A 19,244-nucleotide genomic window follows, 5' to 3' on the forward strand; every position below is an offset into this window, starting at 1 on the left:
TCGTTACGATCAGCTCAGCTAGATCACCGGATTCGCACATCGGCGAGGAGATCCCTGCGCCGACGGAAAGGACGATCAGTGAGCGAGCAAGACAAGGGGACGTCCGCAGGGGTGCGCAAGCGCGACCGCGGCGAGATCATCGGGCAAGGGGGTATGTGGCTCGCAAAATGGTCGTTGGTGTTGGCGTCGATTTCGCTGGGCGCCTGGATTTTCGGCTGGCTGATCGAAAAGCTCTGGGTCATCATCCTGCCGGTGGCTCTGGCTATCGTTGTTGCGACAGTCATGTGGCCGCCGACCCGCGGCATGATCAAGCGCGGGATGCCACCGGCCGCGGCAGCCGGCATCACCCTGGTGCTCTCGATCGGAATCCTGGCCGGTGTGATCGCCGGCATCGTTCCGTCAGTGGTCAGCCAGGCCCCCGAGCTCGCGAACAAGACCACCGAGGGCATCAACCAGGTTCAGGACTGGCTCCAGGGTCCGCCGCTGAACCTGAAGGACGACCAGATCGACAACGCCGTCCATGCCGTCATCACCAAGGTGCAGGAAAGTGGAACCGCCATCGCTTCAGGCGTTTTCAGCGGCGTGAGCACAGCGAGCTCGTTGTTGGTCACGCTCGGTTTGGTCCTGATTCTCGCTTTCTTCTTCATCAAGGACGGACCGAGGTTCATCCCCTGGCTCCACGCTGTCGGCGGCGGCCGTGCCGGTCGGCATCTCGAAGAGGTCCTCACCCGCATGTGGGACACGCTCGGCGGATTCATCAGGACACAAGCACTGGTGAGTCTGATCGACGCGGTCTTCATCGGCGCCGGACTGCTGATACTCGGGGTCCCGCTGGCACCGGTGCTGGCAATTCTCACGTTCATCGGTGGCTTCATCCCGATCGTCGGTGCCTTTGTCGCCGGCGCCCTGGCTGTGTTGGTTGCGCTGGTGGCCAACGGTCTCACCACCGCCATCATCGTGTTGATCATCATCCTGGCCGTTCAGCAGATCGAAGGAAACGTCCTTCAGCCTGTGCTGCAGAGCAAGTCGATGAAACTCCACGCCGTCATCGTGCTGCTTGCCGTGGCCGCCGGTAGCTCGCTGTACGGCATCGTCGGCGCCTTCCTCGCAGTGCCCGTCGCCGCTGTGGCAGCAGTTGTCATCCGGTACATCGGCGAGCAGATCGACGAACGCGCAAGCGACAACGAGCCGATGCCCGCCGGCGATGCGTCGGACATCCTCGAGGATCAAGACGACGACGCCGAGTCAGAGGTAGAGAACAAAAAGGCCTGATCAGCCCGCGATCACCTTCACCGAGGAGCCTGCACGTCCGCGAATGACGTGCAGGCGACTCGGGATTCGCTGCCTCATCTCGTCCACGTGACTGACGATGCCCACCACTCGTCCACCGTCGCGAAGCTCGTCCAACACAGCCATCACCGAGTCGAGGGTGTCGGCGTCGAGAGTGCCGAATCCTTCGTCGATGAACATCGTGTCGAGAACGATTCCGCCGGACTCCGCCGCAACCACATCGGCAAGTCCGAGGGCCAAAGACAATGACGCCAAGAATGATTCACCGCCCGAGAGCGTCTTCGCCGAGCGAACCACACCCGTGAAGTCGTCCCGGATGTCGAGTCCCAGACCGCCGCGGCGACCCCGAGAACCTGCCTCGTCACTGTGCACGAACTCGTATCTGCCCCCGGACATCCGCTGCAGCCGAACCGACGCCGACACGGCGATCTCTTCCAACCGCGACGCGAGCACATACGCTCGCAGCGACATCTTGCGACTGTTCTGACCTTTGCCGGCGATCACGTCGGCAAGCGCCGCGAGTTCGTCGTGCAGTTCACGCTCAGGTGCAACCGCTTCGTATGCCTTCTCGAGTTGTCCGCTGAACCGTTCGAGATCCGACACACGGTTCTCGGCCAGGGAAGCAGCTGCAACAGCCGAGTTCACCACCTCGGCGCACCGAAGAGCACGCTCGCGAGGACCGTCGACGTCGACTGTCTCGACTTCGCTCACCGCAACGACCTCGGGGTCGTCGAGGACCGTCCGAGCGGCCACCTCGAGGTCGCGTGCTTTGGCGAGTTCCGTTTCGATCGCCGTGATTCGGGCCGGCGATCTCACCCCTTCGATCGCAGCCTCGACCGAATCGAATCCAGCAGCGGCCGCCGCAGCGGCCAGTTTGGTCGACAGTTCCGCCGATCGCGCCTGCGCACGAACGGCGTCGTCACGCATCTCAGACGCCGCCGAGGCAGCGGAGGCAATCCTTTCGAACCACGAGCGCCGAGCAGCGATGGTCGAATCTTCTCCCACCGCAGCGACGATCGCCGCTCGAATCTGCTCGACCGTGGCCGACAGAGTCGTCGTACGCTCGGTCAGTGCCGCCAATTCGGCCGTCAGAGAAGCGGATTCCTGTTGCAGCTCGCCGTCACGCTCGTTGAGATGCCCGAGCTTGTCGGCCAACCCTCCAACCTGACCGGCAGAGTGGGTCGCCTCGTCAACGGCGTTCCGAGCCGCGGCGCGGAGCCTGTCGAGTTCTGCGACGTCGCCGTCCCCGCCGCGGGCGATCACCCGGTCGATGTCACGGTCGACGGTTACCTGGCGGTCGACTACCTTGCTCAGGGCTTTCTCGGCCGCACGCTCGGCTGCGGACGCGACTTCCAGATCGGGCTCGGTGACCGTCACGACATCAGACTGCGCCGGCGCAGGGTGTTCACGCGAACCACACACCTGGCATGGGTCACCGGGCGCGAGTGAACTCGCCAACTCCGCAGCCATGCCCTCGATACGCTTCTGCACGAGGTCGAGCCAGCGCCCGCGAGCACTCTGATGGGCGTCGCGCGCATCCAACACCTGCACACGAATCTTCTCGGCTTGCGCACGCAGAGAGACGAATTCATGAGCCGCTGCCGCAGCATCCGATGCTTTGGCCAGTGCAGCTTCGAGGCCGGGCAGAGCCGCGTGCGCGCGTTGCGCATCCTCCAGTCGTTGGCCGGCCGAGCGCACCATTTCTGGCAGTTGAGTGCGTTCAACCGCGATGGCATCGATGCGCTCGGACAGAGCGTCTCGCCGAACTCCGAGTTTCTCGATCTCGGCTTCTGCCGCATCGGCTCTGCGAGCATCCTCCGCCATTGCGTCCAGGCGAACGATCTCGTCACGCCAGGTCCGGATCCGAGCTACGACGCGTTGACGCTCGTCGTCGGTGGGTGGCCACACCTCCGGCACGAAAATCTCCGGACCGCCCGTTGCGGAGTAGGTCGACATCGCTGCGGTCATCGATTCGAGTGCGGCAGCGAGGTGCAAGCCGGCAGCGTCCACATCGCCGGCGACAGCGGCCACCGGCAGTGCGCGCTTGGCGGTCTCGAGTTCAGCGCCGATCACAGCTCTTTGGGCGGTGCCCGTATTGAATGCTGCGAGTTCAGCGGTCGCACGATTACGGCGAGCGACCAGATCTGCGGTTCGCTGCGCAACGGTGAGCACCCGATTAGCCTCGGCTGCTGCATCTTTCGCGGTCACCAGCTCCGCAAGACTTGTATCGCGGGTGTCCTGAGCCTCGGCGAGGAGTTTGCGCGACCATTCCAGTGGGTGTGCCTCGGCGCCTACCTCGAGTCCCGCAGCTGTCTCGACCTTCGCGAGCAGCAGCCGCACGGATTGCTCCCTTGCCGCGAGCGCGGTCGCACTTGCCTTTCGCTTGGCGTCGAACCATGCCTCGACGGAGACAAAACGCTTGGTGTCGAACAGACGCTCGAGCAGTTTGCCTCGCTCGTCACTCTCGGCACGCAGGAATTTGGCGAACTCACCCTGCGGCAAGAGCACCACCTGGAAGAACTGATCAGCGCTCATGCCCATGAGGCGGTTGATCTCGTCACCGATGTCAGGGATGCGCGAAAGATTCTCGCCGCGGCCGTCCAACCACGTCAGTGTGGCCTTTGCATTCTCTGTGATCGAACCGGTCCCGCGCTTCTTCGGACGCGAATACTCTGGACTACGAACAAGTTTGATTCTGCGACCACTGATGGTCGCTTCGAGTTCCACGCGCGGCACCGAACCGGCGGGCGCGTGATCGGACAACAATCGCTTGCCCTCGTTGCGCGCACCCGGCACCCGCCCGTACAGGGCGAACGCAACCGCGTCGAGGATCGTGGTCTTGCCTGCCCCGGTGTCACCGTGCAGAAGGAACAGCCCGTCTGCACCCAAACGGTCGAAGTCGACCTCGACCGTGTCGGCGAAGGGCCCGAAAGAGCTGACTTCGAGTTTGTGCAGCCTCACGCGGTTTCACTCAGTTCTACCGTGGACTCCTCGGCGCGCGCGGCAGCGCTGAGCGCTTCGGCCATCAACGTGACCTCCCGCTCGGACGGGTCACTACGCACGGCCGAGACAAAGCCACGGGCGATCTCCATGTCGGTTCGACCCCGTACCGCGTCGCGATACTTGAGATCCGATTGTCCTTCCGGCCTTTGCCATTCGAGGTGAACGGCAAAGGGGAAACGTGCCTGGAGCTGCCTCATGGCATCGACGGGACGAACCGGGTCGGTGAGCAAAGCGGAGACGTAGCACTGCTCGGAATCGGCGTACTTCGACTCGGTGAGAAGTTCCTCGAGAGTTCCCGTCACCTGGCTCAGCCCTCGAATCACCGGAAGATCGAGGCGCTGCACCGACGACAGACCGGCTGCGTCGAGTTCGATCAAAAGCGCAGCCTTGCGGTGGCTGCGCTCACCGAACGAATACGGCAACGGTGAACCTGAGTACCGCACACTCTCCGAGAGCATCTGCGGAGAATGCAGGTGTCCGAGGGCGACATAGTCGACGCCGTCGAATTCGCCCACTGCGACGGTCTCCACTCCGCCGACCGAGATGGAGCGTTCCGATTCAGAGGCCTCACCGCCCACGACGAAGGCATGGGCGAGCAATACCGATCGAGTCGCGGGGTCGGCAGCCGTTCGTTCGGCGAGATCTCGCCGAACACGCGACATGGCCGCTCCGAGGATGTCGGAATGAGTACGAGCCCGGGGCACGCCCAACTCGACGCGCGTGATCTCCGGCTCGAGGTACGGAATCCCGTAAAAGGCGACAGGACCGAACTGATCGCTCAGCATCACCGGAGTACCGATCTGGCCGACGCGAGTGATCAAGTGCAAGCCGCCGGCAGCGGCAAAGGATGCCCCGGCTCCGAGCCGCACCGCGGAATCGTGATTGCCGGACGTCGCGACGATGACCGCCCCCGCCGCCCGGATTGCCTCGAAGCCTCGATTGCACACGGTGACCGCGTCGGAACTGGGAATCGAGCGGTCGTAGATGTCACCGGGCACGACCACGACGTCGACGCCGTGTTCGCGGACGGAATCTGCGATGGAACCGAGCACACTCGCCTGATCGGCCAACAGATCGACGCCGTGAAAGGTGCGACCTATATGCCAATCGGAGGTGTGCAGAATCTTCATGAATCCGACGGTAGAGCAGCCCACCGACACCGCCGATCTCCCACGCTGACGGCTTCGTCGGTGTGCCCCAACCCACGAGCGTCCGGTGACCCTGCACACAATCCGTCCGGTTCGTTTGACGAAGAACCCGAAACCATCGCGCCATCGCGTCGATAAATGCGCCAGCCACGACCCGCACAAACACGGCCGACAACGCAAGAACCGCTAATGTCGTTATGTGTCTGCAACCCAACGTGCTCGCTCCGGGGTACCGCTGGACAAGCGATCGCTCATCGTGACCGTCCCCGGCCTGCCCTGGTGGGGAGTGATCCTGCTTGCTGCCGGTGTGACCGCCGTCGGCGTACTGATCGATGCCACCGGAGGCGGCGGAGAGCTCACCGCGGTGTTCTCGACGTTCTACTTCCTGGGCTGTCTCTTCGCTGTGGTTGCCGCTTCGAACAAGGCCCTCTTCACCGCGATGGCCCAACCGCCGTTGCTGCTCTTCGCTGCGGTGCCGATCGGGCACACGCTCATCGGCAAGGACAACAGCACCGCGCTGCGCGATATCGCGATCAACATCGCGTATCCGTTGGTCAACCGCTTTCCGATCATGTTGGCCGCAACCGTGGTCGTGCTGATCATCGGTGGCTTCCGATACTTCCTGCTCAATCAGCGCCCCACCGGACCCGCGCGCTCGACCCGCTCCCGCCGCTCGGCGGCCACCACTCGTGACTCCTCTGCAGCTGCCACGCGAGAACAACCCGCACCCGAGACCGGGCGTCGACGCAGAGTCTCGGACGCGCCCGTCCCCGGGCCCCCGCGTCGCCGCGCCCCCGAGGTGGACGAGCAGCCCGCCTACCGAAGCACCCCCAGGCGCGAGCCGATCCAGGACGAGCGTCCGCTGCCGCCTCGGAGAAGCCCTCAGCCACCCAGGGTCGATCGCACGCACCAACCGCCTACGCGTCGCCCCCAGCCCGACAGTCGGCCCGTGGCAGACGACGACTACCCGTCGTACGGTCGCCGCCGGGCGCCCGAGCCCACTCCGTCGCCCAGACGTGAGGAGCGGATGGAGCCCTTCTTCGCTTCGGGTGACGACGTATCGCCGCCGCTGCCCCCTCGCCGCCGCCCACCCGGAGTCGATCTTCCCGCGTATCCGCCGCCGCGAGTTCGGTACCGCGATCGCGAAGAGCCCTGAACAGACGCGCCCGGTAGCACAAAAATGCGGGGCACCTTCCAGATGGAAGGTGCCCCGCATTTTCTTGTTTCAGGACGTGCGCGCTGCTCGCAATTCACGGGGAAGGGCGAACACCAGAGTCTCGTTGGCAGTGGTGACGGGTTGAACGTCGTTGTATCCGTGCTCGGCAAGAAGTTCGATCACGCCGCGCACGAGCACCTCGGGTACCGATGCGCCTGACGTGATGCCGACTGTCTGGACACCCTCGAGCCACGCGAGATCGACCTCACGGGCGTAGTCGACCAGGTACGACGCGGCAGCGCCCGCCCCGAGCGCGACCTCGACCAGGCGAACCGAGTTGGACGAGTTCCGCGAACCCACCACGATCACGAGATCGCACTCGGGAGCCATCGCCTTGACCGCGACCTGACGGTTCTGCGTGGCGTAGCAGATGTCGTCGGACGGCGGGTCCTGCAGATTGGGGAAGCGCTCACGCAGGCGCGCGACGGTCTGCATCGTCTCGTCGACGCTCAGTGTGGTCTGGGAAAGCCAGATGACCTTCGACTCGTCACGAACCGTGACCGCGTCGACCGAATCCGGGCCGTCGACGATGGTGACGTGATCGGGAGCCTCACCTGCGGTGCCCTCGACCTCCTCGTGGCCTTCGTGGCCGATGAGCAGAATGTCGTAATCGTCGCGGGCGAATCGCTTTGCTTCCTGGTGCACCTTCGTGACCAGGGGGCACGTTGCGTCGATCGTGCGCAGGTTCCGCTCGGCAGCCGAGTCGTGGACGGCCGGCGACACACCGTGCGCCGAGAACACGAGCAACGATCCCTCGGGAACCTCGTCGGTTTCGTCGACGAAGATCACGCCTTGATCTTCGAGCGTCTCGACGACGTGGCGATTGTGGACGATCTCCTTACGCACGTAGATGGGTGCGCCGTGCTTCTCGAGGGCCTTCTCGACGGTCTCGACCGCGCGGTCGACGCCGGCGCAGTAGCCGCGAGGCTCGGCGAGGAGCACGCGCTTGGCGCTGCCCTTGCGGGTGGACGGCGAATCAGCCGAGTGCGCGATACCGAGATTGAGAGGAACAGCCGAAGACATGTGACCAGCCTACTGGCACCTCGAACGTGAGACACTCAGGCAAACGTGAATACCTCGGTTTCGGGCTCCGATCGAAGGTTCCGAAGTAAACGAGTACGGCCGTCACAGGCAAGTCGGCTACCGATTGTCGGAGCTTTGCGGCAAGCTGTGGGAATGATCCGACCACCGTTCGTGGCGCGCGTTGCCGCGGGACTCGCCGTCACCGCGATGGAAGAGGCAAAGAAGTTGCCCACCACCGCCGTCGCCCTGCCGATGACCGCCGTGAGCCAGATGCTGCAGACAAGCATGCGCGTGCAGCAGTCGATCACCTCGTTGGCCATCAAGGGCGATCAGGCATTTGCACTGATCAACTGGTCTTCCGAGGACGAACAGCCCGAGTGGGCGGTCTTCGACGAAGACGTCGACGCGCCTGCTGACCCGACGTCTTCCACCGGATCGACCACCGCTGACACCCCGACCAACGCCGGTCGCTTCGCGCTCTACTCGCTCGAGCCGACTGCCCCCATCGAGGAACCCGCACCCGTCGCCGAGTCCGAATCCACGGCAGCTACGACGGACGGACCTGCCGAAGAGCCCGAGATCGTCACCGAACTCGACTACCCCAACCTCACACTCGCACAGCTCCGTGCGCGCATCCGGACGCTCAGCATCGACGAGCTGACCGCAGTCCTGGACTACGAGAATGCGACGCTCGCCCGGGCACCGTTCCAGACCATGCTCACCAACCGCATCACCACAGCCAAGGCAAAGTGACTTCCGCAACGCCCCCCGCTTCATCGCAGCGATCGTCCGGCGCCAGCAGCGCTGAGCAGCCGTGGCCGGTCCGCACGGTTTCCGCCAAGGTCGCCGGCTGGATCGATCGGCTCGGCAGCATCTGGGTCGAAGGCCAGATCACCCAGATCAATGCACGCCCCGGCACCCGAACGGCCTTTCTCGTCCTGCGTGATCCGTCGGCAGACATGTCGCTGTCGATCACGTGCTCACCGCAGTTGTTGCACAACTCCCCGGTGCCGTTGACCGAGGGCTCGCGTGTCGTGATGTTCGGCAAGCTCTCGTTCTACACCGGACGCGGAACGGTGTCGTTGCGTGTCACCGAGATTCGCGCCGTGGGTATCGGTGAGCTGCTTGCCCGCATCGAGAGACTGCGCGCCTTGCTCGCCGCCGAGGGCTTGTTCGATCCGCGGCTCAAACGGCCGCTTCCGTTTCTGCCCGGCACGATCGGCCTGATCACGGGCCGAGCCAGTGCGGCCGAGAAGGATGTCGTCTCAGTCGCCCATCGTCGTTGGCCAGCAGTTGCCATCGCAGTGCGTAACACCGCGGTTCAGGGCCCGACTGCTGTTCCCCAGATCATCGAAGCGCTGAAGGAACTCGACGCCAACCCGGTAGTCGACGTCATCATCCTCGCTCGCGGCGGCGGTAGCGTCGAGGATCTCCTGCCGTTCTCCGACGAAGCGCTGTGCCGCGCCATCGTGGCCTGCACGACGCCGATCGTCAGTGCCATCGGACACGAGCCGGACAGCCCGCTCAGTGACCACGTCGCCGACCTGCGCGCAGCCACACCCACGGACGCGGCCAAGCGCGTCGTACCCGACGCGGTTGCGGAAGCTGCCCTGGTTGCGGATCTGCGTGACCGCAGCGCTGCGGCACTGCGCAGCTGGGTCAAGCGTGAGTCTCATCTGATCGAACAGTTGCGCACTCGACCGGTCATGGCATCGCCGCTGCTCGCGGTGGACCGTCGCGCCGAGGAAGTCGAAAGGCTCCAAGCCGCCGGACGACGCGATGTGACTCGGTTGATCGACTCCGAGTCCCGAACGATCGAGCATCTGCGCGCCCGGCTCACCACGCTGGGCCCCGCCGCGACGCTGGCCCGCGGATACGCAGTCGTGCAACGTGTTGTCGCCGAAGGCGATCCGGAGGTTCTGCGCTCGGTCGAGGACGCGCCACCCGGTACCCAGATTCGAGTTCGACTTGCAGACGGCGCCGTTCGCGCCGCAGTGATGGGAAGAGAAAAATGAGCAACGCCACCGACACCGACATCAACGAACTCGGCTACGAAGCAGCCCGGGACGAACTGGTGAGCGTCGTGAAGATTCTCGAACAGGGCGGTCTGGACCTCGACGCGTCACTCTCACTGTGGGAGCGAGGCGAAGCGTTGGCCAAGCGCTGTGAAGAGCACTTGGCCGGCGCGAGGGCCCGCGTCGAAAAGGCTCTGGCCGAAGCGGACGAGTAGCGTCCGCTCCGACCGCAAATCCTATGGCGTGATCGGCTGCGCTGCGCCGACCTTCTCGGCAAGAATCCGGAACTCTTCCGGCGTCGCCGCGCCCGTGAGCAACAGGCGAACATCCCCGACGTCCGTGACCCAGATCGACTCGACACCTTCGCCGCCGAAGACGTTCCACGTATCGGCACCGACGGTCTCGACTCCGGTCGCGAATCGCTGTCCACCGGCAACATGTGACACCAACGGGAATTCCTCGGCGTTGCTCTGTGTCAGCTGGATGTAGCGACCACTGGTCGTGATGAATCCCACAGTGCTCGAATCTCCGCCGCCGTCGCCGGAGATGATCTTGCGACTGCCGGAGTTCGGAGTCCACCCGTCCGGAACACCGGGATTACGGATGGGAAATCCGAGTTCCTTCGCGTCGTAGTTCAGAGCTGCGTCCACGTCGACGCTCGGGATAGGCCCCTGTGTCGGGCCGCCAGGACTGAACGTGCACTGGCTGGCGATGCCCGCAATGATGATGCAGAACAGCACCAACGGTACGAGAGACCAGACCATGTCTTTGTTGTCTTCGAGAATGCGGGGTTTCTTCGATGCCACACCCCCAGTATCCAGGTACTGCGCAGTAGATACGATTCCCGGTCCCCCTCGAGCGAGACAAAACGTCTCTGCGGCGACCCGACAGCGCACGTAGCCGCTCCCATCTGGGACAATGACGCCTGAAGAAACCACTGCGTCGACACACCCCGTCGACCGCGACCGCGCCAGGAGGCACCGCACATGACGGCCAGCAGCACTCATCGTGAGACCCCGGACCGTAACCTCGCACTCGAATTGGTCCGAGTCACCGAAGCCGGTGCTATGGCTGCCGGCCGCTGGGTAGGCCGCGGCGACAAGGAAGGCGGCGACGGAGCAGCCGTCGACGCCATGCGTCAGCTCGTCTCCTCAGTCTCGATGCGCGGCATCGTCGTCATCGGTGAAGGCGAGAAGGACGAAGCGCCGATGCTGTTCAACGGCGAAGAGGTCGGAAACGGCGACGGCCCCGACTGTGACTTCGCCGTCGACCCGGTCGACGGCACCACCTTGATGTCCAAGGGCATGCCCAACGCGATCTCTGTTCTGGCTGTTGCCGAGCGCGGCGCGATGTTCGATCCGTCGGCCGTGTTCTACATGGAGAAGATCGCTGTCGGGCCGGATGCCGCAGATGTCATCGACATCAGCGCACCGATCGCCGAGAACATCAAGCGCGTGGCCAAGGTCAAGAAGGCGTCGGTCTCCGACATCACGATCTGCATCCTGGACCGCCCGCGTCACAACCAGCTGATCCAGGACGTTCGCGACACCGGCGCTCGTATCCGTCTGATCTCCGACGGTGACGTTGCCGGCGCGATCGCCGCAGCGCGTCCGGAGTCCGGCACCGACATGCTCGTGGGCATCGGCGGAACGCCAGAGGGCATCATCGCCGCAGCAGCCATGCGCTGCATGGGTGGATCGTTGCAGGGCAAGCTGGCCCCCACCGACGACGAAGAGCGTCAGAAGGCCATCGACGCCGGTCACGATCTCGATCGGATCCTGTCCACCGAAGATCTCGTCTCGGGCGAGAACGTCTTCTTCTGCGCCACCGGCGTCACCGACGGTGACCTCCTGCGCGGCGTCCGCTACTACGGCGGCGGCGCCAGCACGCAGTCCATCGTGATGCGTAGCAAGTCCGGCACCGTTCGCATGATCGACGCGTACCACCGTCTCGAGAAGCTGCGCGAGTACAGCTCCGTCGACTTCGACGGCGAAGAGGGCGCGGTTCCCCCGACGTTCTGATGGGCTCCGCCCCGTGAGTGGTTAGGGAGTCCCTGCATTCCTCAACCGCTCACGGGGGACGTAGTCCCCTACCCGCTCTCGAAAAGTGGCAATGTGGAGCCATGACGGAGAGCAACGATCAACAGTTCCGAATCGAACACGACACCATGGGCGAAGTTCGGGTGCCCATCGACGCACTGTGGCGAGCACAGACCCAGCGTGCAGTCGAGAACTTCCCGATCAGCGGGCGCCCGCTCGAGCGCACCCAGATCCGCGCAATGGGCTTGCTGAAAGCAGCGTGTGCGCAGGTCAACAAGGACCTCGGACTCCTCGACGCGGACAAGGCCGACGCAATCATCGCCGCCGCGAACGAGATCGCCGAAGGCAAGCACGACGATCAGTTCCCCATCGACGTCTTCCAGACCGGCTCGGGAACCAGTTCGAACATGAACGCCAACGAGGTCATCGCATCCATCGCGAAGGCCGCCGGTGTGGACGTACATCCCAATGATCACGTCAACATGTCGCAGTCCTCCAACGACACCTTCCCCACCGCCACGCATGTCGCAGCTACCGAAGCAGCGGTCACCGATCTTGTTCCGGCACTGGAACATCTGCATGCTGCGCTTGCCACGAAGGCGACCGAGTGGAAGACCGTCGTCAAATCCGGGCGCACCCATCTGATGGACGCTGTGCCGGTCACGCTCGGTCAGGAGTTCGGCGGCTACGCACGTCAGATCGAGGCCGGCATCGAGCGCGTCAACGCAACACTCCCCCGCCTCGGCGAGCTGCCGATCGGCGGAACAGCAGTCGGCACCGGTCTCAATGCTCCGGATGGATTCGGCCCCAAAGTTGTTGCCGAACTAGTCAAGTCGACCGGCGTCGACGCGCTGACTCCGGCGAAGAACAGCTTCGAAGCGCAGGCCGCGCGTGACGGACTGGTCGAGGCATCGGGCGCGCTGCGGACCATCGCCGTCTCACTGACGAAGATTGCCAACGACATTCGGTGGATGGGATCGGGTCCGCTGACCGGACTCGGCGAGATCGCACTCCCTGATCTGCAGCCGGGAAGCTCGATCATGCCCGGAAAGGTGAACCCGGTCCTGCCCGAGGCAACCACTCAGGTTGCGGCTCAGGTGATCGGAAACGACGCCGCCATCGCGTGGGGCGGCGCTGCCGGAGCTTTCGAACTCAACGTCTACATCCCGGTCATGGCCCGCAACCTGTTGGAGTCGTTCACCTTGCTGGCCAACGTCTCTCGACTGTTCGCCGACAAGTGCGTCAGCGGACTGGTCGCGCACGAGGAGCACCTCAAGACACTCGCCGAATCGTCACCGTCGATCGTGACGCCCCTCAACTCGGCGATCGGTTACGAGGAAGCCGCAGCCGTCGCGAAGCAGGCGCTCAAAGAGAAGAAGACGATCCGCCAGGTCGTCATCGAGCGCGGACTCGTCCCGGACAAGCTGAGCGAGGAAGAACTCGACAAGCGTCTCGACGTTCTGGCGATGGCGAAGGTCAAGGACTGAACAAACAACAGAGTGGCGGTTTCCACTTCGGAAACCGCCACCCTTGCACTCACACCGCAGCGGTTGCCCGCCACTCGTCGGTGCGATCGGGGCTCGCCTCGGCCAATGCCTTCAACGTCGCTTCTCGATCGAAGTCCTTGCCGTACACCGGAGTTCCCGGCTGCTGACGCCAGGAATCGTCGATCGTTCCCGCATCGACGGGATCGAAGCCCAACTGATTGATCAGATCGAAGACGACCTGCTTGTTCGCGTCGTCGTCGCCGGCGACGGGTAGCGCAATGCGCCCCTCTGCACCTTCGGGAAGGCCCTTCTCGAGAAGATGCTTCCACCAGATTCCGTTGAACGCCTTGAATACCGGAACACCCAGGTGCTCCTGCACCCATCCGCTTTCGGTCTGCCCGTCCTCGATGGCCGAGATCAGACCGTCACGCTGTTGCGGGTAGTAGTTGTTGGTCTCGATGACCGGGGCACCGGCGACCGCACCGCTGAGAATCCCCGCCGGTAGATCGACCACGTTCTTCTGCGGAATGCTCACGATGACCAGCTCGGCACCCTCGGCGGCCTCGGTGCTGCGGACTGCCTTCGCGCCCGTCTACGCTTCCAGTTCTGCAAGCGTGTCCGGTGTCCGCGAGTTCGAGACGCGCACGTCGTGACCGAGCGCAGCGAGCCTACGTGTGAGCGTGCCACCGATCTGACCGGCTCCGATGATTCCGATGCGCATGACCCTGCTCCTTCGTCGTGTGCAGTGGCGATCGCGCCACCGCTGCATTCGTCAACGACGAGAACGCACCGGGTCATTCCGCACCGACCATTTCAACTCCCGTTGATTCAATCGGTTGACGGATCGAGTGCGAGCCTGAGGCGGACACTGACCGGGTCGGTCTGCAATCCGCGAAAGGCAGAGGCCGTCAGCGCCGATCTGATCTTCCCCGACGCAAATGTCTTCACCCGCGCCGGCACGTCGTCGTCCGGCATGATCTGGGCCTGTCCGTCGACCCACTCGCCGCGGCGACGGATCCGAACCTTCGGCGTCGCAGAGATATTGGCACCCCACCCCGTGCCGGTGCCATGCTGCGCAATGACCCACGCCTCGTCACCGTCGTAGGTGATCGCAACGGGCACTCGGCGGGTCAGACCGGTTCGGCGTCCAACCGTCTCGATCTCGGTCATCAACGACGGCATCAAACCGATCCGATTCAATCCGGTGACCAGCGGATTGGCGAAATACTTCCCGACTGCGACTTCGATTCTTCGTTTTCGTGCAACTGACGTCGGTACCGGCATGTCGTTTCCTCTCCTCCGAAGCTGGTGCTCGAAGCAACAGCTCTATATCGCACGATATAACCACTGTTCGGGGAGTTTTGCCACCAAGAATCTCCGTCGATACCCACCACCTGCACACAACACTTGACTGTGTCTGCCGGTTACATCTAGTCTCAGATTCGTTCCTATACCGATCGACATACTGGGAGGCAGTGATGAACACACCTCGAGACGCCTCGTTGCCATGACCGGCCCGCAGACGCGTTGTCCGATCGCCGCAGCGCGTCGCAAGTGGGGAGTACCAAGAGAATCAGCGGCACCAGATGATTCGAACAGCACTGCGATTGCATACGATGGCGGGATGGCCGACTCCGATTCCCGCACTCTGATGCTGGTCGGCGCCATCAATGCCTTCCGTGAACACGGGATCGCGACGACCTCGCTCACCGAGATCGTCGAACGCTCGGGAACTCCCCGCGGGTCGGTGTACCACTACTTTCCCGAGGGCAAAGGACAGCTGGCCGGCGAAGCAGTTGCCTACTTCGGCCGGGGCGTCAGTGCCGCCATCAGTTCGATGATCGCTCAGTCTTCCCCACCGGAGATCATCGACGCGGTTGTCACGATATTTCGAAACAGCTTGGTAGAGAGCGATTTCACCTCCTCCTGTCCGGTCGCAGCCGCGGCAGTGGAGGGCGCGTCGACGCCGGCGGCATTAACTGCTGCGGGCGAATCCTTCACCTCGTGGGAATCGCTTCTCACATCGTTCTTCTGGCAGCAGGGACAGCCGTCCGAGACTGCAGCACAGTGGGCAACCGTCGTGATCGCGTCAATCGAAGGCGCGACGCTGATGGCAAAAGCTCAGCACACCACGGCGCCTCTCGATCGCATCGGCGCTCACCTCAAGGCTCTGGTCTCGGCCCCGAGCTGACCAACCCTCTTTCTTCCAACCGCTGCTGCCGTCCGCGCAGGAGCAGAGATGGCGTACAAACATGTCTCACACACTTGCACCGGCGCCCTCGGCGCCCATGATGACCAAGTCCCGTCGATTCACTGCGCTGATCTTCATCTGCCTCGCCGAACTCCTTGTCGTGCTGGACAACACAGTGGTCAACGTCGCATTGCCGACGATGAGCGTCGACTTGTTCGCCAGCGTCAGCGACCTGCAATGGATCGTCGACGCGTACACGTTGACCTTCGCCGGGTTCCTACTCACTTTCGGCCACCTGGGTGACCGCTTCGGACGCCGCCGAGTGATGATCATCGGCTTGATCGGCGTCGGTGCGATGTCGCTCGTCGGCGCTTTGGCTTCCAACCTCGAACAGGTGATCATGGCGCGAGCCGCCATGGGTGTCTTTGCCGCAGCGGTCTTTCCGGCTACATTGGCCATGATCACCAACATCTTCACCGACGCCAGAGAACGAGCCATCGCCATCGCGGCCTGGACCGCAATGGCCGGCTTCGCGATTGCCATCGGCCCGACTGCGGGCGGCTGGCTTCTCGAGCACTTCTCCTGGCACTCGGTGTTCTGGATGAACGTTCCGGCAGCACTGTTGGTCATCGTGGGTGTGCTGCTGGTTGTTCCGGAATCGAAGGCGCTCCACGTCGGCCGATTCGATTTCGTCGGAACAATCTTGTCGCTACTGGGCATCGTCATTCTGGTGTGGACCATCATCGACGCACCACATCGCGGATGGGTGTCGACATTCAGCATCACGGGATACCTCTCTGCGACAGTGTTGTTGGCCGCATTCGTAGCATGGGAACTGCGCACCGACGCGCCGATCCTGAACATGAATCTCTTCCGAATCCGGCGGTTTTCATTCCCCGCCTTGGCTATTGCGGTCAGCTACTTCAGTATGTTCGGGTTCTTGTTCCTGATCACGCAGTACTTCCAGGGCGTTCGCGAATACTCGCCGCTCGAATTCGGCATCCACTCTTTGCCTTTCGCCGCCGCTGTCGCCGTGGGCGCCCCCGTCGCCACCTTGGCGGCACAGAAACTCGGCACGACCGCAGTGATGGTGTTCGGCCTCCTCGTCCTCAGCGGCGGCATGTTCCTGGCCGGCCAGACGACCGTCGAGACGCCCTACCTCGGACCCGTCGTGATCTCGATGGTTCTCATGGGTCTGGGCCTCGCAATTGTGCAGGGACCGGCGACCGACTCCATCATGTCCTCGGTGCCCCTCGACGAAGCGGGCGCAGGTTCGGCAGTCAACGACACGACGCGTGAGCTCGGCGGGACCCTGGGCGTCGCCGTCATCGGTTCGATCGTCGCCTCGTACTACACGTCCAAGGTGGCTCCGATCGTCGACGCCATTCCCGACGCCGTGATGTCGGCGCAGGAGAAAGGCTTCGCTCGTGAGTCCGTGCTCAGCGTCATCGAAATCCGCTCCCGCGACATCAGTCCGCTCTTCGAGCAGCAGAAGGACAGTCTGATCTACACGATGAAGACCGCATGCCTGGAAGGCTTCGCCATCGCGTCGTACTTCACGGTCGGAGCAGCATTGATCACCGCTCTGCTGGTCGCGTTGTTGCTCCCTTGGAAGCCGGTCACGGAAGGCTCCATTCTCGGCAGTCTGACAACCAAGACCCCGAAGTAGCTACAAGGTTTCCCGATTTGTCCCAATATCAGCCCGCCGTTCCCCGATACTGGATTGACCGAGTGGTACCGACGACAACCCTGCTAGGGAGAATCTCGTGTCCATCACCAGTAGAAACAGCCCGCGACTGTCGGCAGCGGCGGTTCCGGTAGTACTGACGGTCGCCCTGCTCGCCGGATGCTCGTCCGATTCAGACACCACCTCGGCGCCCGGGCCGGTCGTCAGCGACGCCAGCCCGGGTCTCGACGCCGGGGTGCCGATCCCGGACGGGCAAATCGACGACGCGGTCGGGAAGCTCGACGGCCTCGCGAACGACCTCATGGCAAGTTCCGGTGTTCCCGGCATGGCGGTGGCCGTGGTGCACGGAGGTAAGACTGTGTACGCAAAGGGATTCGGGGTTCGCGAGTTGGGTAAGAGCGCCACCGTCGATGCCGACACCGTGTTCCAACTGGCATCGGTGTCGAAATCGGTCGGGGCCACGGTGGTCGCCCACGAAGTCGGAATCGGGACCGTCGACTGGGACACTCCGGTGATCTCGAAACTGCCGGGGTTTGCGCTTGCCGATCCGTGGGTGACCGACCACCTCACGATCTCCGATCTCTACACGCATCGGTCGGGGTTACCGGACCACGCCGGCGACGGGCTGGAGGACCTGGGCTACAACCGGGCCCAGGTGCTCGAAAAACTTCGCCAACTTCCGCTCAATCCATTCCGAATCACATACGAGTACACGAACTTCGGCGTCACTGCCGGTGCGGAGGCCGTTGCAGCCGCGGCGGGCACCGATTGGGAAACGCTGTCGCAGAACACGATCTACGGTCCGCTCGGTATGACTTCGACGTCTTCGCGGTTCGCCGATTACCAAGCCCGAGAAAATCGAACAGTCGGCCACATCCTCGAAGACGGAAAGTACAAGGTAGGGCCGGTTCGGGACGCCGACGCCCAATCCCCCGCCGGTGGAGTCAGCTCCTCGGTGAACGACATGGCCAAGTGGTTGGACATGGTGCTGTCGGGCGGCCGGTATCAGGGGCAGCAGGTCGTTCAGACGGAGGCGCTCGTGCCAGCAGTCAACCCGGAAATCGTCTCGCGCCATGCGCAGGAAATCGGGGAACGTTCCGGCTTCTACGGCTACGGGTTCAACGTTTCCGACAGCGCGGCAGGCCGTGTGACCGCCAGCCACTCCGGCGCCTTCCTGCTCGGTGCCGGGACCAATTTCGTCACGATTCCCTCCGCTGACGTCGGCATAGTCGTTCTGACCAACGGCACGCCCACCGGCGTCGCAGAGACCTTGACCGCCGAATTCGCCGATCTGGTGCAGTTCGGGAAGATCACCCGCGAGTGGCGCCCGCTGTACGAAGCGTCCTTTGCCTCACAGGCCGACCCTGAGGGCGAACTTGCCGGGAAGACGCCGCCGGCCTCCCCCGCTCCCGCGCCACCGACAGACCAATTGACCGGCGACTACGGCAATCCGTACTGGGGTCCCGCGCTCGTGACGCAGCAGAACGGTGCGCTGACCTTGACCATGGGTCCCGCGGCCGCGACGTACCCTCTGACCCACTGGGACGGAAACACCTTCACGTTCCCGCTCAGCGGCGAGAACGCACCGGCCGGGACGGTCTCGAAGGCCACCTTCGACGGAAACTCGCTAACCTTGGAGTACTTCGATCACGATCATCTCGGTACCTTCATCCGGGCAACACCGGCCGAATAATCAGCCAAGGACACCCCATGAGTAGTTCGACAGCCACGGTGAACGCAATGTTCGCGGCCCTCACCGATTTCGACGTGGACGCCGCAGCCGAATTGATGACAGACGACATCGTCTGGCAGAACGTCTCGCTCCCCACCCTGCGAGGCAAGAAGACCGTCGTGCGAGCGCTTCGTCTGGTCACCAAGCCTTCACTGAAATTCGAGGCGGAGATGCACCACATCGTCGGCGACGAGTCCACGGTGCTCACCGAACGCACCGACATCCTCACTGTCGGACCGTTGCGCATCGAGTTCTGGGTATGCGGAACTTTCGAACTGCGCGACGGCAAGGTCTGCGTCTGGCGGGACTACTTCAGTCTGCGAGACGTCGCGTGGGGCGTGGTGACCGCGGTCGGCCGCGCAGTCGTCGGGACCGGGACACGAAGTAGGCTTGCTCCGGCCTGAAATCACCTG

General features: G+C 63.6%; 16 protein-coding genes and 1 pseudogene. 11 read left to right on the plus strand and 6 right to left on the minus strand.

Features of this window, described 5'->3' with window-relative positions:
- Positions 1-78: 78 nt before the first annotated feature.
- Positions 79-1,272, plus strand: coding sequence for an AI-2E family transporter (locus tag ACVZUB_RS20965; RefSeq protein ID WP_003945249.1), 1,194 nt, complete (start codon positions 79-81; stop codon positions 1,270-1,272).
- Here the strand turns inward: ACVZUB_RS20965 and ACVZUB_RS20970 are convergent, their stop codons facing one another.
- On the minus strand, positions 1,273-4,251 hold the full coding sequence (locus ACVZUB_RS20970) for an AAA family ATPase (RefSeq protein ID WP_482627726.1): 2,979 nt from the start codon (positions 4,249-4,251) through the stop codon (positions 1,273-1,275).
- Positions 4,248-5,423 (minus strand): exonuclease SbcCD subunit D, encoded by a 1,176-nt coding sequence (locus tag ACVZUB_RS20975; RefSeq protein WP_064689303.1) that lies wholly within the window; start codon positions 5,421-5,423, stop codon positions 4,248-4,250. Before ACVZUB_RS20975 ends, ACVZUB_RS20970 begins: the two co-directional genes overlap by 4 nt.
- 217 nt (positions 5,424-5,640) lie before the next feature.
- On the opposite strand from ACVZUB_RS20975, the gene ACVZUB_RS20980 reads away from it, so the two are divergent.
- Positions 5,641-6,597 (plus strand): DUF6542 domain-containing protein, encoded by a 957-nt coding sequence (locus tag ACVZUB_RS20980; protein ID WP_042448843.1) that lies wholly within the window; start codon positions 5,641-5,643, stop codon positions 6,595-6,597.
- Positions 6,598-6,666: 69 nt separating this feature from the next.
- Here the strand turns inward: ACVZUB_RS20980 and ACVZUB_RS20985 are convergent, their stop codons facing one another.
- Positions 6,667-7,680 carry a 4-hydroxy-3-methylbut-2-enyl diphosphate reductase gene (locus ACVZUB_RS20985; protein WP_003945273.1) on the minus strand — a complete coding sequence of 338 codons (1,014 nt, stop codon included), beginning with the start codon at positions 7,678-7,680 and terminating at the stop codon, positions 6,667-6,669.
- Positions 7,681-7,833: 153 nt separating this feature from the next.
- Between ACVZUB_RS20985 and ACVZUB_RS20990 the strand changes: the two genes are divergently transcribed.
- Genes ACVZUB_RS20990 through ACVZUB_RS21000 form a run of 3 tightly spaced genes read left to right on the plus strand, consistent with a single transcriptional unit; the run spans position 7,834 to position 9,910 of the window.
- Positions 7,834-8,433, plus strand: coding sequence for a lipid droplet-associated protein (locus ACVZUB_RS20990; protein WP_134932325.1), 600 nt, complete (start codon positions 7,834-7,836; stop codon positions 8,431-8,433).
- Positions 8,430-9,695 carry an exodeoxyribonuclease VII large subunit gene (xseA, locus tag ACVZUB_RS20995; protein WP_042920858.1) on the plus strand — a complete coding sequence of 422 codons (1,266 nt, stop codon included), beginning with the start codon at positions 8,430-8,432 and terminating at the stop codon, positions 9,693-9,695. Before ACVZUB_RS20990 ends, xseA begins: the two co-directional genes overlap by 4 nt.
- On the plus strand, positions 9,692-9,910 hold the full coding sequence (locus ACVZUB_RS21000) for an exodeoxyribonuclease VII small subunit (protein ID WP_003945276.1): 219 nt from the start codon (positions 9,692-9,694) through the stop codon (positions 9,908-9,910). Before xseA ends, ACVZUB_RS21000 begins: the two co-directional genes overlap by 4 nt.
- A 21-nt stretch (positions 9,911-9,931) precedes the next feature.
- Here ACVZUB_RS21000 and ACVZUB_RS21005 read toward each other — a convergent pair whose 3' ends face one another.
- Positions 9,932-10,501, minus strand: coding sequence for a DUF4245 domain-containing protein (locus ACVZUB_RS21005; RefSeq protein WP_003945206.1), 570 nt, complete (start codon positions 10,499-10,501; stop codon positions 9,932-9,934).
- Positions 10,502-10,681: 180 nt separating this feature from the next.
- Between ACVZUB_RS21005 and glpX the strand changes: the two genes are divergently transcribed.
- The gene (glpX, locus tag ACVZUB_RS21010; RefSeq protein WP_003945202.1) at positions 10,682-11,716 is read left to right on the plus strand and encodes a class II fructose-bisphosphatase; all 1,035 of its coding nucleotides are present in this window, start codon (positions 10,682-10,684) and stop codon (positions 11,714-11,716) included.
- 101 nt (positions 11,717-11,817) lie between these two features.
- Positions 11,818-13,221 carry a class II fumarate hydratase gene (locus ACVZUB_RS21015; protein ID WP_003945220.1) on the plus strand — a complete coding sequence of 468 codons (1,404 nt, stop codon included), beginning with the start codon at positions 11,818-11,820 and terminating at the stop codon, positions 13,219-13,221.
- A gap of 49 nt (positions 13,222-13,270) precedes the next feature.
- Here the strand turns inward: ACVZUB_RS21015 and ACVZUB_RS21020 are convergent.
- Together ACVZUB_RS21020 and ACVZUB_RS21025 are read right to left on the minus strand one after the other, a co-directional pair.
- A pseudogene (locus ACVZUB_RS21020) lies at positions 13,271-13,990 on the minus strand (NADPH-dependent F420 reductase).
- Between the two features lie 59 nt (positions 13,991-14,049).
- Complete coding sequence (locus tag ACVZUB_RS21025) at positions 14,050-14,505, minus strand: nitroreductase family deazaflavin-dependent oxidoreductase (protein WP_482627727.1); 456 nt, start codon at positions 14,503-14,505, stop codon at positions 14,050-14,052.
- A 340-nt stretch (positions 14,506-14,845) separates the two neighbouring features.
- Here ACVZUB_RS21025 and ACVZUB_RS21030 point away from each other — a divergent pair, with 340 nt between their 5' ends.
- The 4 genes from ACVZUB_RS21030 to ACVZUB_RS21045 all read left to right on the plus strand — a co-directional run bounded on the left by ACVZUB_RS21030 (position 14,846) and on the right by ACVZUB_RS21045 (position 19,235).
- Complete coding sequence (locus ACVZUB_RS21030) at positions 14,846-15,412, plus strand: TetR/AcrR family transcriptional regulator (protein WP_372024535.1); 567 nt, start codon at positions 14,846-14,848, stop codon at positions 15,410-15,412.
- A 97-nt stretch (positions 15,413-15,509) separates the two neighbouring features.
- Positions 15,510-17,081, plus strand: coding sequence for an MFS transporter (locus ACVZUB_RS21035; RefSeq protein WP_003945261.1), 1,572 nt, complete (start codon positions 15,510-15,512; stop codon positions 17,079-17,081).
- A gap of 97 nt (positions 17,082-17,178) precedes the next feature.
- A complete protein-coding gene (locus tag ACVZUB_RS21040) occupies positions 17,179-18,792 on the plus strand; it encodes a serine hydrolase (protein WP_285183525.1) in 1,614 nt (537 codons plus the stop codon).
- A gap of 17 nt (positions 18,793-18,809) precedes the next feature.
- Positions 18,810-19,235 carry a limonene-1,2-epoxide hydrolase family protein gene (locus ACVZUB_RS21045; RefSeq protein ID WP_007726363.1) on the plus strand — a complete coding sequence of 142 codons (426 nt, stop codon included), beginning with the start codon at positions 18,810-18,812 and terminating at the stop codon, positions 19,233-19,235.
- Positions 19,236-19,244: the final 9 nt, after the last annotated feature.

The organism is Rhodococcus sp. OS5, from assembly GCF_056837585.1.